General features: G+C 64.9%; 14 protein-coding genes. 5 read left to right on the plus strand and 9 right to left on the minus strand.

All coding sequences use genetic code 11. The features are described from left to right. Nucleotides 1-5: 5 nt before the first annotated feature. The 8 genes from GBG68_RS07495 to rpmH form a co-directional block, all read right to left on the minus strand. Nucleotides 6-782: a ParA family protein gene (locus tag GBG68_RS07495; RefSeq protein ID WP_152146320.1), complete on the minus strand. Its 777-nt coding sequence runs from the start codon at nt 780-782 to the stop codon at nt 6-8. Between the two features lie 75 nt (nt 783-857). Beyond that, nucleotides 858-1487, minus strand: coding sequence for a 16S rRNA (guanine(527)-N(7))-methyltransferase RsmG (rsmG, locus tag GBG68_RS07500; protein ID WP_152146321.1), 630 nt, complete (start codon nt 1485-1487; stop codon nt 858-860). Beyond that, complete coding sequence (gene mnmG / locus GBG68_RS07505; RefSeq protein ID WP_152146322.1) at nt 1484-3373, minus strand: tRNA uridine-5-carboxymethylaminomethyl(34) synthesis enzyme MnmG; 1890 nt, start codon at nt 3371-3373, stop codon at nt 1484-1486. The genes rsmG and mnmG overlap by 4 nt, the downstream gene beginning before the upstream one ends. A gap of 509 nt (nt 3374-3882) precedes the next feature. After that, nucleotides 3883-5223: a tRNA uridine-5-carboxymethylaminomethyl(34) synthesis GTPase MnmE gene (gene mnmE / locus GBG68_RS07510; RefSeq protein WP_152146323.1), complete on the minus strand. Its 1341-nt coding sequence runs from the start codon at nt 5221-5223 to the stop codon at nt 3883-3885. A 7-nt stretch (nt 5224-5230) separates the two neighbouring features. Further along, nucleotides 5231-6919, minus strand: coding sequence for a membrane protein insertase YidC (gene yidC / locus GBG68_RS07515; RefSeq protein WP_152146324.1), 1689 nt, complete (start codon nt 6917-6919; stop codon nt 5231-5233). 6 nt (nt 6920-6925) lie between these two features. After that, nucleotides 6926-7153, minus strand: a complete 228-nt coding sequence (gene yidD / locus GBG68_RS07520) for a membrane protein insertion efficiency factor YidD (RefSeq protein WP_226801699.1) — start codon at nt 7151-7153, stop codon at nt 6926-6928. Next, the gene (gene rnpA, locus GBG68_RS07525; protein ID WP_152146326.1) at nt 7135-7515 is read right to left on the minus strand and encodes a ribonuclease P protein component; all 381 of its coding nucleotides are present in this window, start codon (nt 7513-7515) and stop codon (nt 7135-7137) included. Before rnpA ends, yidD begins: the two co-directional genes overlap by 19 nt. A 1-nt stretch (nt 7516) precedes the next feature. After that, complete coding sequence (rpmH, locus tag GBG68_RS07530; RefSeq protein ID WP_152146327.1) at nt 7517-7651, minus strand: 50S ribosomal protein L34; 135 nt, start codon at nt 7649-7651, stop codon at nt 7517-7519. A gap of 181 nt (nt 7652-7832) precedes the next feature. Here rpmH and dnaA point away from each other — a divergent pair, with 181 nt between their 5' ends. The 5 genes from dnaA to GBG68_RS07555 all read left to right on the plus strand — a co-directional run bounded on the left by dnaA (nt 7833) and on the right by GBG68_RS07555 (nt 15296). After that, nucleotides 7833-9170 (plus strand): chromosomal replication initiator protein DnaA, encoded by a 1338-nt coding sequence (gene dnaA, locus GBG68_RS07535; protein WP_152146328.1) that lies wholly within the window; start codon nt 7833-7835, stop codon nt 9168-9170. A gap of 52 nt (nt 9171-9222) precedes the next feature. Further along, on the plus strand, nt 9223-10323 hold the full coding sequence (gene dnaN, locus GBG68_RS07540) for a DNA polymerase III subunit beta (protein WP_152146329.1): 1101 nt from the start codon (nt 9223-9225) through the stop codon (nt 10321-10323). A gap of 126 nt (nt 10324-10449) precedes the next feature. Next, nucleotides 10450-11520 carry a DNA replication/repair protein RecF gene (recF, locus tag GBG68_RS07545; protein WP_152146330.1) on the plus strand — a complete coding sequence of 357 codons (1071 nt, stop codon included), beginning with the start codon at nt 10450-10452 and terminating at the stop codon, nt 11518-11520. 28 nt (nt 11521-11548) lie between these two features. Further along, the gene (gyrB, locus tag GBG68_RS07550; RefSeq protein ID WP_152146331.1) at nt 11549-13969 is read left to right on the plus strand and encodes a DNA topoisomerase (ATP-hydrolyzing) subunit B; all 2421 of its coding nucleotides are present in this window, start codon (nt 11549-11551) and stop codon (nt 13967-13969) included. Between the two features lie 445 nt (nt 13970-14414). Further along, on the plus strand, nt 14415-15296 hold the full coding sequence (locus tag GBG68_RS07555; RefSeq protein WP_152146332.1) for a DMT family transporter: 882 nt from the start codon (nt 14415-14417) through the stop codon (nt 15294-15296). Nucleotides 15297-15487: 191 nt separating this feature from the next. Here GBG68_RS07555 and GBG68_RS14165 read toward each other — a convergent pair. After that, the coding region (locus tag GBG68_RS14165; RefSeq protein WP_226801700.1) for a hypothetical protein at nt 15488-15732 on the minus strand (245 nt) is incomplete at its 5' end.

Here is a 15732-nt window from a genome sequence, read left to right on the forward strand (position 1 = left end):
GTCGCTCAGGCGGCGCTGCGCTGATGGCGGCGAATCATTTCGCTGGCCAGCGCGCGGTAGGCGATCGCACCCCGCGAGCTGCGGTCGTACTGCAATGCCGGCAACCCGTGGCTGGGCGCTTCGGCCAGGCGCACGTTGCGGGGAATCATAGTGCGGTAGACCTGATCCTTGAAGTGTTGAATCAGCTGCGCGCCCACTTGGTTGGCAAGATTATTGCGCGGATCGAACATGGTGCGCAGCAGGCCTTCGATCTGAAGCTCCTTGTTCACCCGGCTCTGGACCCGGCGAATGGTGTTGAGCAAGGCGGTGAGGCCTTCCAGTGCGTAGTACTCGCACTGGATGGGGATCAGCACGCCGTGGGCGGCGACCAGGGCATTGAGGGTGAGGATGTTCAGCGAGGGCGGACAGTCGATGAGGATGTAATCGTATTCGTCGCGCACCCGGGCGAGCTGCAGGCGCAGGCGCTGTTCGCGACCACTGGCCTCCATGAGTTTGAGTTCAGCGGCGGTCAGATCGCCGTTGCCCGGCACCAGGTCGTAGCCGGCGGGCTCCACCGACAGGATGGCTTCGCGAATGCTTACCTCATCGAGCAGCACTTCGCATCCGCTGTAGCGATGGCCATCCTTGCGCAGGCCCGAGCCGACAGTGGCGTTGCCCTGCGGGTCCAGGTCGATCAACAGCACCTTCTTGCGAGCCGCCGCCAGCGAGGCGGCCAGGTTGACGCAGGTGGTGGTCTTGCCGACACCGCCTTTCTGGTTGGCGACAGCGATGATCTTGCCCATAAGTCCCTGTCCTCGAAGCGGATGCGGTGGTTGCTCAGCGGCGCAATGCTAACCCGGGCGCGGCCGAGCCCACTGCTATTCCTCGGTGGGGCGCAGCACCAGCAGGCGGCGCTCGGCCTGCAGGCCCGGCACCACCAGGCGGTGATCGTGCACCTGATAGCGTTCGGGTTCCAGCGCCTGCTGCTCGGTTTCGGCCAAGGGGCCCTTCATGGCCAGTAGTCGGCCGTGCGGGGCACGCAAGGGTTCGGCCAGGGCGGCGAAATCCGCCAGCTCCGTGAAGGCGCGGCAAATAACGCTATCAAAGCGCTCGCGCGGCCGGTAGTCCTGAACCCGTGCCTGCACCGCTTCCACGTTGCCAATGCCCAGCTCCAGCACGGCCTGACGCACGAAACGGATTTTCTTGCCGTTGCTGTCGAGCAAAACCAGTTGCCAGTCCGGGCGGGCCAGTGCCAAGGGGATGCCCGGCAGACCGGGACCTGTTCCCAAATCCAGCACCCGGGGACCGCGCACGTGGGGCAGCGTGGCGAGACTATCGAGCAGATGGCGCGGGACCATCTGCGCGGGCTCGCGCACCGCGGAAAGGTTGTAGGCGCGATTCCATTTGTGCAGCAGCACCAGGTACGCCAGCAGCGGTTCGGTCAGCGCGGCGTCCAGCCCCAGGGTTTCCAGGCCCCGGCGAAGCGGCGGGCGCAACTCGTCGATCATGCGCTGTGGCGCAGGTTGCCCTGCTTTTTCAGATGCACCAGCAGCAGGGAGACGGCGGCGGGTGTCACGCCCGGCACACGGCCGGCTTGACCGATGGTCTCGGGGCGGTGGCGGCGCAGCTTTTCCCGCACCTCCGATGAAAGCCCGCTGACCGTGCCGTAGTCCAGGTCTTCCGGCAGGGCGAGTTCCTCGTAACGACTGCTGCGCGCCACCTCGTCCCGCTGGCGGGCCAGGTAACCGGCGTACTTGGCCTGAATCTCCAGCTGCTCGGCGACTACCGGGTCGTCCACCCCGGGACCGGCGCCGGGTATGAGCATCAGGCCATCGTAGCGGGTTTCCGGGCGGCGCAGCAGCTCTTCCAGGCGCTGCTCGCGGCGCAAGGGGCCACCGAGCACGTCCCGGGCGAGGTCTTCCGGCACCTGTTCGGGGCGTACCAGGACATCGCGCAGACGTTGCTGTTCCCGCTCCAGGCGTTCGCGTTTGGTCTCGAAGGCGCGCCAACGGGCATCGTCCACCAGACCCAGCGCGCGACCCTGTTCGGTCAGGCGCAGATCCGCATTGTCCTCGCGCAGGTGCAGGCGGTACTCGGCCCGGCTGGTGAACATGCGATAGGGCTCGCGGGTGCCGCGGGTGATCAGGTCATCGATGAGCACACCGATATAGGCCTGATCCCGCTTCGGCTCCCAGGGTTCCTGGCCCCGAGCGCGGCGTGCGGCGTTGACGCCTGCCACCAGCCCCTGGGCGGCGGCTTCCTCGTAGCCGGTGGTGCCGTTGATCTGACCGGCGAAGTAGAGGTTCTCCACCGGCCGGGTTTCCAGGCTCGCGCGCAGATCACGCGGATCGAAGAAATCGTACTCGATGGCGTAACCCGGGCGGGTGATGTGGGCCTGTTCGAAGCCCTTGATGGAATGCACCAGATCCAGCTGCACGTCGAAGGGCAGGCTGGTGGAGATGCCGTTCGGGTATAGCTCGTGGGTGCCAAGACCTTCGGGTTCGACAAAAATCTGATGCGCTGTCTTGTCGGCGAAGCGAACCACCTTGTCTTCCACGGAGGGGCAGTAGCGTGGGCCGGTACTTTCGATTACGCCGCTGTACATGGGCGAGCGGTCCAGGCCGGCGCGGATCAGCTCATGGGTGCGTTCATTGGTGTGAGTGACCCAGCAGGAGACCTGGGTGGGGTGCTGGTCCACCTGGCCGAGGAAGGAGAATACCGGGGTCGGGGTGTCGCCCGGTTGCTCGCTCATCTGGCGGAAATCCACAGTACGCCCGTCGATACGGGGTGGGGTTCCGGTCTTCAGCCGCGCAACCCGAAACGGTCTTTCACGCAGGCGTCGAGAAAGCGTGTTGGCGGGCGGATCGCCGGCACGCCCGCCCTGGTGGTTTTCCAGGCCGATGTGAATCTTGCCGCCAAGGAAGGTACCCACCGTAAGTACCACGGTGTCGGCGTGAAAACGCAGGCCCATCTGCGTGACGACGCCCCGCACGCGGTCTCCGTCGATGATCAGATCATCCACGGCTTGCTGGAAAACGCTGAGATTGGGCTGGTTTTCCACCGCGTCTCGTACCGCCTGGCGGTACAGCTGGCGATCGGCCTGCGCGCGGGTGGCCCGCACGGCGGGGCCCTTGCGGGAATTGAGGATACGGAACTGGATACCCCCCTGGTCCGCGGCCCGGGCCATCAGCCCGCCCAGCGCGTCGATTTCCTTGACCAGATGCCCCTTGCCGATACCGCCGATGGCGGGGTTGCAGCTCATCTGGCCGATGGTCTCCACGTTGTGGGTCAGCAACAGGGTGTTCGCACCACTGCGGGCGGCTGCCAGCGCGGCTTCGGTGCCGGCATGGCCGCCACCGACGACTATGACCTGAAAGCGCTGCGGGTGATCCACGGCAGAGCCACCTCGAGTGGGGCTGGGTAAAAGGGACCGGACAATATAGGCGAGGGTTGGAGGTGGTACAAGCCGGCCGTGCCGCACAGCCTGTGTATAACAATAACTGTTTTATGTCTTTCTTCTTGGAGATTGTTGTTGTTGTTATAGAGGCGGGCGTTTTCTGTTAGGAAGCGATTTATGCTTAGAAAAAACAATTGCTTGCGCGGATGGTAACTTGTGCGCAAGCCGGTGTGGGAAGCTGTGGACAACGCTGGATGAAATGTGGATAAGTCGCGTCGGCATTTTGCTGCACAGGTTATCCACAGCTTGCACGGCCTTGAACCAACAGCTTCTCAACGGCTTACACAGCGCTCATCGAGGGGGTTTCTGTCCCTGTCGGGCGCGGATTCCTCACGTCCATCGCAAGGATTGCGAGGTTTGGCTGGGGAGTGGTGCTTGGGCTTGGGGGCGTGTTCGCAAGCCGGTGCTCGCAGCGAAGGGAGGCGAGGAAGGTGCGCCGGGGGGATTTATTTGCCGATGCAGAAGCTGGAGAAGATCTCGCCGAGCAGGTCGTCGCTGCTGAACTCACCGGTGATCTCGGCGAGTGCCTGTTGGGCGGCCCGCAGGTCTTCGGCCATGAGTTCGCCGCTGCCGAGCTCGCGTTGCGCCCCGGCGGCGGCCAGCGCCTCGGCAGCGCGCTCCAGGGCGCTGAGGTGGCGGCGTCGGGCGATGAACTCCCCCTCCCCGCCCTGGTAGCCCATGCTTGCGGCCAGGTGCTCGCGCAGGGCGTCCAGGCCCTCGCCGGTTTGGGCGCTCAGGGCGATTTCCGTGCCGAGCTCGCCCTGGCATTCCCCCGGTGGGCGATGGCTTATATCCACCTTGTTGCGGATCACGGTGAGGCCCGTGTGGGGCGGCAGGCTCGCCGCGAGTTCCCGCTCGGGGCGGCCTAGACCCTGGGCGTCGTCGATCACCAGCAACACCCGGTCCGCCTGGGTCATGGCCTGGTGGGCGCGGCGTATGCCCTCTTGTTCGATGGGGTCGGGGCTGTCGCGCAGGCCCGCGGTGTCGATGACATGCAGCGGCATGCCGTGGATCTGTATGCGCTCGCGCAGCACATCGCGGGTGGTGCCGGCGATCTCGGTGACGATCGCCGCCTCGTAGCCCGCGAGCCGATTCAGCAAGGAGGATTTGCCGGCGTTGGGGCGACCGGCGATGACCACGTTCATGCCGTCGCGCAGTAATTGGCCGTGGCGGGCACCACGGAGCAGCGCATGCATCTGTGCTTCCAGGGCGTCCAGCCGCCGGTTGACCGCTTCGGCCTGCAGGAACTCCACCCCCTCCTCGTCCGGGAAGTCGATGGCGGCCTCCACGTACACCCGCAGGTCAGTCAGGCCCCGCACCAGCTCGTGGATGCGGCCCGAGAACTCCCCGCTCAATGAACGCAGCGCCGCGCGGGCGCCGGCCTCGGTGGTGGCGGCGATCAGATCGGCGACGGCTTCGGCCTGCGCCAGGTCCAGCTTGCCGTTGAGAAAGGCGCGCTCGGAGAACTCGCCTGGGCGCGCGGGCCGCGCGCCCAGCCGCACCAACTCGGCGATCAGCCGGTCCATGACCACGGGGCCGCCATGGCCCTGCAGCTCCAGCACGTGTTCGCCGGTGAAGGAATGGGGGGCGGGGAAGTACAGGGCGATACCCTCGTCCAGGAGGGTGCCGTCGGCGGCGCGAAAGCGGGCGTACTGAGCGTGCCGGGCCTGGGGTACGCGGCCGGTGAGGGCCTCGGCCAGCGCCGGCGCGCGCGGGCCGGAGACCCGCACGATGCCCACGCCGCCGTGGCCGGGTGGCGTGGCGACAGCGCAAATGGTGTCGCCCATGATTGCCCTACTTCTTGCCCTTGCCGGCCTTGCCCTTGTTCGGCGTATCCTCGCCCCGCTCCACCCGTCGGGTGATGATGGCCTGCTGGGCGATGGACAGGGTGTTGTTGGTCACCCAGTACAGCACCAGACCGGCGGGGAAGAACAGGAAGAACACGGTGAAGATGATGGGCAGGAACATCATCACCTTCTGCTGGATGGGGTCCAGGGGGGCCGGGTTCAGGCGTTGCTGCACCAGCATGGAGATACCCATGAGGATCGGCAGCACGTAGTACGGGTCCTGGGCCGAGAGGTCCTGGATCCAGAGCATGAAGGGCGCATGGCGCAGCTCCACGCTCTCCATCAGCACCCAGTACAGGGCGATGAACACGGGAATCTGGATCAGGATCGGCAGGCAGCCGCCCAGCGGGTTGATCTTCTCTTTCTTGTACAGCTCCATCATGGCCTGGTTCAGGGCCTGACGGTCATCGCCGTGGCGCTCCTTCAGGGCGGCCATCTTGGGCTGCATCTTGCGCATGCGCGCCATGGAGCGATAGCTGGTCTCGGAGAGCTTGTAGAAGACGATCTTGATCAGCAGGGTCAGCAGTACGATGGCCCAGCCCCAGTTGCCTACCAGACTGTGGATCATCTTCAATAGCCAGAACAGCGGCTTGGAGATGACGGTGAGCAGGCCGTAGTCCACGGTCAGTTCCAGGTTATCGGCCGCCGCGGCGAGCCGGTCCTGATCCTTCGGGCCCAGGTAAAGTCGCTGGGTGGGGCTTTCGGCGCGCTGGCCCGCCGCCACATTGATCCATGGCGAGGTGGCGCCGATCACATGGCGCTGGTTGCGACGTACCTGGGTGTAGTAGCGATGCTTGAGGTTCGGTTCCGGAATCCAGGCGCTGAGGAAGTAATGCTCCATCATGCCGGCCCAACCCGCCTGGGTCTCCACGGACAAGCTGTCCTCACGCATCTCCTCGAAGTCGATCTTGCGATATTTCTCTTTAGGGGTGGAGAGCACGGCGCCGGTGAAGCTTTGTGCGCCGAGCAGGAAACTGCCCGTGGAGGTCTCCACCGGCAGCCGGCTCAGTTGTACGAGGGGATAGGCGCGCCAGGCGCGGTCGGTGGCGTTGTCGATCTGGTAATCCACCGACACCACGTAGCTGTCGCGACGCAGGGTGTAACGCTTGGTGACCGTCACGCCCTCGGGACTGGTCCAGGTCAGGGGCACGACCAGCTCGTCCTGGGTTTCGCCGAGGGTATAACGGCGGGCGGGCACATCGTAGAGTGCATCCAGGCCCGGTGCCTCACCCTCGGCGGTCTGCAGGCCGGACTGGGCCGTGTATACCCGCTCACCGCCCTGGGCGAGTAGCTGGAAGGGCGCCGGTTCGTCGGCCTCCACCCGGTGCTCGGGCAGCCAGGCGGCGACGATCTCGCCCCCGCGGGTGCTGATCTCCAGGTGCAGCAGATCGGTGCGCACCTCCACCGTTTCCCCGCGGCCCGCGGCGGTGTCGGCCGCCGATGGCGAGCTGCCGGTGGGCCCGATGGCGACGGCGGGTTCGTCGGCGCTGCTGGGCGGCGCCGCCACCGGGCTCTCGGCTTGCTGTTCGGCCTGCATCGGCACGGGTTCGGAGCCGAAATCCTGCTGCCAGGCTGTCCACAGCAGCAGGCCCAGTATGGCCAGGGCGGAGTAGAGAAAGAGACGAGCGTTATCCATGGGTGTTCATCCGCGGGATCGGGGTTGGGGTACCGGGTCGAGGCCGCCCGGATGCCAGGGGTGGCAGCGGCCGATGCGGCGCACGCCAAGCCAGCCGCCACGCAGCGCACCGTGTCGGCGCAGGGCCTCCACGGTGTACTCGGAGCAACTGGGATAGAAACGACAACGGGGGCCCAGCACGGGGCTGAGGACCCATTGGTACAGGCGAATCAAGCCTATGAGGAGCTTGCGCATCGTTCGCTGAGACGCTGCCATTGCCGGCCCAGGGCCTTGCGCAATTGAGCATTGTCCGCCTGACGGGCAGCGGGCTTGGCCAGCACCACGATGTCCACACCCGGCAGACGGGCATGTTCGAGGCGAAAGGATTCACGCACCTGGCGCTTGAGCCGGTTGCGATCCACGGCACGCGGGGCGCAGCGTTTGGAAACCGCCATGCCCAGTCGTGCTTCCGTATCGCCGTTTGGCAGGCACAGTACAGTGAAGTACTGGCCGCCGATCTTGATGGCGCCGGCGAAGACCCGCTTGAAGCAGGTTGCTTCCGTCAGACGCCGGCGGCGGGGAAAACCCCGCTCGGCCTGGACGGCGTCTTCGGTCAACTCAGGGGCACAGGCGAGCACGGCCCTTGGCGCGCCGGCTCTTCAGTACCTTGCGACCGTTCGTGGTGGCCATGCGCGCACGGAAACCATGGGTACGGGCACGCTTGATGCGGCTGGGCTGGAAAGTCCTCTTCATAACGGTAACCGTCTCTGGCAGCGAGGATAGGGGAAAAATCGAGCCGGCGAATGTACGCTGAAAAGGCCCGTGCTGTCAATGCATGGCGGCGTGAGCGTCCCGGACGAGGCTGTGGATAAGTGCGGTGCGGACGTATAGACTCGGTACCCTGTTCCGCCCTTCGTATCGAGTGTTCACGGCCGTGAGCGAAAGTCTTTGGAAAAACTGTCTGCGCAGCCTGGAGCGCGAGGTGCCCGAGCAGGAGCTGAGCACCTGGATCCGGCCGCTGCAGGCGCAGGAAGATGGTGAGGCGCTGCGGTTGCTGGCGCCCAATCGCTTCGTGCTGGATTGGGTGCGGGACCATTTCGCCGAGCGAATCAACGCTCTGCTCCAGGCCCTGCGCCCGGAGGGGCCGCCGCGGCTGGTGCTGGAGATCGGCAGCAGTGCAGCGGCCGTGGTGGCACCGCCCGCCGCGCCGGCCCCCAGCCGCCCGGCGGCGGCACCGGCGGTGCGACCGTCCAACAGTAACCTGAACGCCAACTTCACCTTCGACACCTTCGTGGAAGGGAAGTCCAACCAGTTGGCCCGCGCCGCCAGCGTGCAGGTGGTGCAGAATCCCGGCGGCTCTTATAACCCACTCTTTCTATATGGTGGCGTGGGCCTGGGCAAGACCCACTTGATGCATGCCGTGGGTAATCAGCTGCTGCGGGCGAAGCCTGGCGCCAAGGTCTTGTACCTGCACTCCGAGCGGTTCGTGGCGGATATGGTCAAGGCGTTGCAGCACAACGCCATCAATGACTTCAAGCGGTACTACCGCTCGGTGGATGCGCTGCTGATCGATGACATCCAGTTCTTCGCGGGCAAGGAGCGCTCCCAGGAGGAGTTCTTCCACACCTTCAACGCCTTGCTCGAGGGGCAGCAGCAGGTGATCATGACGGCGGACCGTTATCCCAAGGAGGTTAACGGCCTGGAGGAGCGGCTTAAATCCCGCTTTGGCTGGGGGCTGACCGTGGCCATCGAGCCGCCGGAGCTGGAAACCCGTGTGGCGATCTTGATGAGCAAGGCGACCCAGGAAGGGGTGGACCTGCCCCACGAAGTGGCTTTCTTCATTGCCAAGCGGATTCGCTCCAATATCCGGGAGCTGGAAGGGGCGCTGCGCCGCGTGGTGGCCAATGCCCACTTCACGGGCCGCGAGATCAATCTGGATTTCACCAAGGAAGCCTTGCGAGATCTGCTTGCCTTGCAGGACAAGCTGGTGACGGTGGAGAACATTCAGAAGACGGTGGCGGAGTATTATCAGATACGGGTGGCGGACCTGCACTCCAAAAGGCGCAGCCGTTCGATCACGCGGCCGCGGCAGGTGGCCATGGCGCTCGCCAAGGAACTCACCAACCATTCCCTGCCCGAGATCGGCGATGCCTTCGGCGGTCGGGACCACACCACGGTGCTGCATGCCTGTCGAAAGGTGGAAGAGCTGCGTGAGGGGGATGGCCGCATCGACGAGGACTACCACAATCTGCTGCGCACGCTGAGCAGCTGAGCGTGGGGCCAACGACCAATAAAGACACGCGACGGAACCAGGTGAACACAGCATGCGATTCGAGATAGCACGGGAAGCGCTTTTGCGGCCGCTGCAGGCGGTGATCGGGGTGGTGGAGCGTCGGCAGACCCTGCCGGTGTTGGCCAATGTGCTGGTGGTGGCCGATAGCAGTGGGATTTCCATCACCGCCACTGATCTGGAGGTGGAGCTGGTCGCCCACGTGCAAAGCCCGATCAGCGAGCCGGGGCAGGTCACGCTGCCGGCGCGCAAGCTCATGGACATCGTGCGCAACCTGCCCGAAGACGCCGATATCCAGATCAGCGTGGAGCAGGACAAGGCATTGGTGAGCGCCCAGCGCAGCCGTTTCACGCTGGCCACCCTGCCGGCGGCGGATTTCCCGGCCGTGGAGGATATTGGCGATAGTCAGCCGCTGCTGCTGCCCCAGTCCCAGCTGCGCCATCTGATCGAGAAAACCCATTTCTCCATGGCCCTGCAGGATGTGCGTTACTACCTTAACGGCTTGCTGCTGGAGTTGGAGCCGAACCAGGTGCGCGCCGTCGCTACCGATGGCCACCGCTTGGCGCTGTGCGAGCTTGGCGCCGAAGTGGAGGTCAGCGAGGCCAAGCAGGTGATCGTGCCGCGCAAGGGTGTGCAGGAACTGCTGCGGCTGCTGGAGAACAGTGATGACGAGGTCCGCCTGGAGTTGGGGGCGAACCACGTGCGCGTAGCGCTTCCCGAACTGCGGTTCACCTCCAAGCTCATCGATGGGCGGTTCCCGGACTACCAGCGGGTGATTCCTCAGAATGCCCAGAGCGTGTTGCGGGTGGCGCGGGATGAGCTGCGGCAGGCGCTGGTGCGCGCCTCCATCCTATCCAACGAGAAGTACCGGGGCGTACGGCTGGCGGTGGACGGCGAGCGGCTCACCCTGCAGTCCAATAATCCGGAACAGGAACAGGCTGAAGAAGAACTCGCCGTGCAGTATCAGGGCGACGCCATGGAGGTGGGCTTCAACGCAAGCTACATGCTCGATGCCCTGCAGGCAGCGGAAGGCGAGGAAGTGGAGTTGCTGCTAACCGATGCCAACAGCAGTTGTTTGCTGCGGGGTGGCGGCGCCCAGGACAGCAAGTACGTCATCATGCCGATGCGCCTGTAGTCGCCTTGTCGAGGACTGCCAGTTCGGCGCCGGGTGCCGCCCTGGCCCTGCCGAGGCTTCGGACCCGAAACCCGGTTACCCGGGCGGCCCCTGGTGGCCGCCCCACCCCCTCCCCTTGATGCTTCCATGAGTCTGCAGTCGCTCCACGTTCAGGATTTCCGCAACCTCGCCCGGGTGGACCTGGAGTTCGGACGGCTCAATATTGTCGCCGGCCCCAACGCGGCCGGAAAAACCAGTTTGCTTGAAGCCATCTACTATCTGGCGCGGGCGCGCTCCTTTCGCAGCGCGCGGCCCGAGCAATTGCTGCGCACAGGGGCGCAGCAATTACTGGTGCGTGGAGAGGTGGCGTTGCGTAGCGGTCGGCGTGTCAAGGCGGGGATCCTGCGGGCCGAGCGGCAGACCGAAGTACACCTCAATGGCGCCAGGGTGCGCAACCTCTCGGAGTTGGCGCAGTACTTCCCGGTGGAAGTGATCAATGGCGAGAGTCAACGCCTGTTGCAGGATGGTCCCCCGGTACGCCGGAGTTTCATGAACTGGGGGATGTTCCACGTGGAACATAACTACCAGAGTCTGTGGCAACGTTACGACCGGGCGCTACGGCAGCGTAACGCCGCCCTGCGGGTGGGCGATATGCGCCAGGCAAGGGCTTGGGAGCCCGAGATGGCAGAGGTGGGAGAAGCCCTGGCGGATCTGCGAGAAAAATTCTGCACCGCGCTGTGGCAACAGGCGGCGCCGTATCTGGATGAGTGGTTGGCGGGCTGCGATATGGCACTCCAGCACCGCCCCGGTTGGGATCGGCGGATGGGGCTTGGCGAGGCCCTGGCACAGGGGCGGGGTCGGGACCTGGAGTTGCGCTACACGGTGCGGGGGCCGCAACGGGGTGATCTGTGGTTGCGCAGTGCCGGTGTGGAGGCCCAGCACCGCTTGTCCCGTGGTCAACAGAAATTGGCCGTGGTGGCCTTGAAGCTGGCCCTGGCCGGTTTACAGGCCAGCACCGCCCCGGCGCTGCCCATTTTGTTGGTGGACGATCTCCCGGCGGAGCTCGATACGCAACGGCGGGAACAGGTGCTACAGGCCTTGCTGGCCTGTGGGTCCCAGTGTTTCGTGACCTGCGTGGATGCCGACGAATTGAAGCTCGATGCCGACGAGGTGCGCATGTTCCACGTGGAACATGGTCAGTACCGCAAAGTGTTATAATTTCGCGCAGTTACGCGAAGGATCCCAAATGAGCGAACAGACCAGTTACGACTCCAGTAGCATCAAAGTTCTGCGCGGCCTCGATGCGGTGCGCAAGCGTCCGGGTATGTACATCGGCGACACCGATGACGGTACCGGCCTGCACCACATGGTCTTCGAGGTGGCGGACAACTCCATCGACGAGGCCCTGGCCGGTCACTGCACGAATATCGAGGTGGTGATCCACGGGGATAACTCTATTTCGGTAACGGATGATGGCCGCGGCATTCCCGTGGATATACACCCGGAAGAGGGTCGCTCCGCCGCGGAAGTGATCATGACCGTGCTGCACGCCGGGGGTAAGTTCGACGATAACTCCTACAAGGTATCCGGTGGCCTCCACGGCGTGGGTGTCTCCGTGGTGAACGCCCTGTCCGAGCGTCTGCGCCTGGTGGTGAAGAAACACGGCAAGGTGCACAAGCAGGAGTACCGTTTGGGCGAACCGGTGGAGCCGTTGAAGGTGGTGGGCGAAACCCGGGAGTCGGGTACCCAGATCAGTTTCTGGCCCAGTCCGCAGATCTTCACCAATATCGAATTCCATTACGATCTGCTGGCGAAGCGTTTCCGGGAGCTCTCTTTTCTGAACCCGGGTGTGCGCATCCATCTGAAGGATGAGCGCAGCGACAAGGAAGACGTGTTCGAGTACGCCGGCGGCATCAAGGCCTTCGTGGAGCATCTCAACCGGAACAAGACCCCGGTACACCCCAGCACCTTCTATATGACGGTGCGCTCCCAGGATATCGGCGTGGATGTGGCGATGCAGTGGAACGACTCCTACCAGGAGAATATCTTCTGCTTCACCAACAATATTCCCCAGCGCGATGGCGGCACTCATATGGCGGGCTTCCGCGCCGCCCTCACCCGCACTCTGAACAGTTTCCTGGACGCCGAGGGCTACACCAAGAAGCTCAAGGTGAGCCCCACGGGTGATGACATCCGCGAAGGCCTCACCGCCGTGCTCTCGGTGAAGGTTCCGGACCCGAAGTTCTCGTCCCAGACCAAGGATAAATTGGTGTCCTCGGAAGTGAAGGGGGCTGTGGAGTCCGCCCTGGCGAAGTCCTTCCACGATTTCCTGTACGAGCACCCCCAGGAAGCCAAGGCCATCGCCGAGAAGATCATCGATGCCTCCCGCGCCCGGGAAGCCGCGCGCCGTGCCCGGGAAATGACCCGGCGCAAGGGTGCGCTGGACATTGCGGGGCTTCCGGGGAAGCTGGCTGATTGTCAGGAGCGGGACCCCGCCCAGTCCGAACTGTACCTGGTGGAGGGTGATTCCGCCGGCGGTTCCGCCAAGCAAGGCCGGGACCGGCGCACCCAGGCGATCCTGCCGCTCAAGGGCAAGATCCTCAACGTGGAAAAGGCCCGCTTCGACAAGATGCTTTCCTCGGCCGAGGTGGGCACGCTGATTACCGCGCTGGGCACGGGTATCGGCAAGGAAGAGTTCAACGCCGACAAGCTGCGCTACCACCGCATCATCATCATGACCGACGCGGACGTGGATGGCTCCCATATCCGCACGCTGCTGCTCACCTTCTTCTACCGGCAGATGCCGGAACTTGTGGAGCGGGGTCATGTGTACATCGCTCAGCCCCCGCTCTACAAGGTCAAGCGTGGCAAGCAGGAGCACTACGTCAAGGACGACAAGGAACTGGTCGAGTACCTGCTGCAGCTCGCCCTGAGCAATGGGAGCCTGAACCCCGGCGGGGGCGCGCCCCTGATCCAGACCGAAGGTTTGGAAGGCCTGGCGCGTCGCTACCTGAAGGTGATGGAGCTGATCGCCACCCTCGCCCGCCGCAACCAGGACCCGACGATACTGGAGGCCATGACCCGACTTGCCCCGGTAGGCGAGGCCGAGCTGCAGGACCCGGCTCGCATGCAAAGCTGGTTCGACGGGCTGGTCGCCATGATCAATGAGGACCTGCCGGCCGGCACCCATTATCAGCTCAAGCTGAACACCGGCCCGGATGGCGGTTTCCAGGACGCGGTGATCACCAAGCGCATGCACGGCATTCTGCACCCGAACACCTTCCCCGCTACCTTCTTCCTCTCCCAGGAATACGACGCCCTGCGCGGCCTGGCGGAAGCGCTGGACGGTTTGATTGGGGAAGGCGCCTATGTGCAGCGGGGCGAGCGCAAGCACCCTGTGCGTCGCTTCAGCGAAGCCGTGGACTGGCTTCTGGATGAGGCCAAGCGGGGGCAAGCCATCCAGCGCTACAAGGGGCTGGGCGAGATGAACCCGGACCAGCTCTGGGAGACCACCATGGACCCGGACAGCCGCCGGCTGCTGCAGGTGAAGATTGAGGACGCGGTGGGCGCCGACGAGATCTTCACCACCCTGATGGGCGATCAGGTGGAGCCACGACGGGAGTTCATCGAGCGCAACGCCCTCGCCGCCGGCAACCTGGACGTGTAGCGACAAGGCGGGGGTGCCGGTCGCCCCCGCCTCAATGCCTTTCCGTGACCACGACGGGCGCTGGCGAGGGAAGCCCGGCAGCCGGGATCCCTCCCCGCGTGGGTGGGTCCGCCGCCCTATAACCACGGTAAGGACTTGATGGGCCGCAGGACCGAGGGGCAGTTCCGGCTCGCAGCCCACCCTCGCCCACCGCTCGCGCCCCACCACCGTCTGGGCGTCCCGGCCTTTCAGCACCCGGCACAGCGCGTGGCTCGCGGTAGGTTTCCTTGGGAAGCGTTCTGTTAGCGTGTAGGCGCTTGTGGGCAAGCCGCGTATTCAAGCACGAACCGCCGTGTTCTACGCCGGGATGCGGCCGGTTTCGTGCCTCTTGCAGCGCACACCTTGATGCTGTTTACAGGCTCCAGGCCAGGTTCCAATACACAGTGATCGAGGCGAATTGATTCCCGTGGCGAAACCATTCTGGTTCATGCTGATCTCCACCTTCTCGCTCTCCCTGACGGCCGCCTTGGCCAAGGTGCTGGGCGGGTCTATTCCGATTACCGGGTTGATTTCCCTGCGCTTTTTCGCGCCGGCGCTGCTGGCGTTCGGCATCATGGCCGCCATCCGTTGGGAGACGCCAAAGTGGGAGGCGGTCCCCGCGCTTGCGTTGCGCGGTTTCTGGCTGATCTGCACCCAGGCTTGTCTGTTCTTCGCCATCATGAATCTGCCGCTGGCCGAAGCGGTACTGTTCTTCAGCACTGGCCCCTTGTTCATCCCCTTGGTCGAGCGGATATTGTTTACCCGCCCCCTGCCTGGGGCTGTGTTTCTGGGCGTGCTGCTGGGTTTCCTGGGCGTGCTGATACTGCTCACCGTCGAGTCGCTGCGCTTTGAGCCCTACACCCTGGTCGGCTTGGCGGCGGGCTTGTTCAGCGCCTTGTCCCAGGTCACCTTCCACGGCATCTCCAAGGGCAGCTTGAGCCCGGTGGCGCAGATGGCCTGGTCCTTTCCGGTCGCAGTGGCCTTCTCCGTGTTGTTGTGGCCCCTGGACGCCGGCTCCTCAGCGCCCCTCCAGCCCTGGGACTGGCCCTGGCTGCTGGTCGCTCTGCTGGCGGTGTTAACGCTGAATACACAGGTGTTTCGCTCGCGGGCGCTGCGCGCCGCCGATCACACCTCCAATATTGCGCCGCTGATCTACACCACCCCGGTGTTCACCTATCTGTGGCAGTACCTGTGGTTCGATGAACCCCTGAGCATCACTGGCGTGCTGGGCGCGGTGCTGGTGGTGTGCGGTGGAATCATCAGCCTCAGAGCGAAGGCGCGCACCGTGGAGACAGCGGCCACCCACTGATCCACCTCGGCAGAGGTGCGCTGGCAGCCCGGTGTCGGCTCCGGGTTTCGGGTGCACCGGCGAACCCGACACGGTTCCCATCCCAACCCCTGAGGCTGACCTTGAGCGGGTTCGGCGAGGCCTTTCGCAAGTTTGGCACCAGGCCCTGCCGCGTGCGCGATTAAAAGGTTCATCGCGGGTTGGTGGGAAATTTAACCGGCCTCTCGGTTGTGAGGATAGGCGGGTGGGCAAGCTTGGCGCGGATCCTCTTGGCGCGGGTCCTGGGGCGGGTCCTGGGGCGGGTCCTGGGGCGGGTCCTGGGGCGGGTCCTGGGGCGGGTCCTGGGGCGGGTCCTGGGGCGGGTCCTGGGGCGGGTCCTGGGGCGGGTCCTGGGGCGGGTACGGCCGGCGGCGGCCCACGATTTGGCACCGGGCTGCGCCCGGCGCTCCCCTGCGCT

The organism is Alkalilimnicola sp. S0819 (assembly GCF_009295635.1).
Taxonomy (GTDB): Bacteria; Pseudomonadota; Gammaproteobacteria; order Nitrococcales; family WHIW01; genus S0819.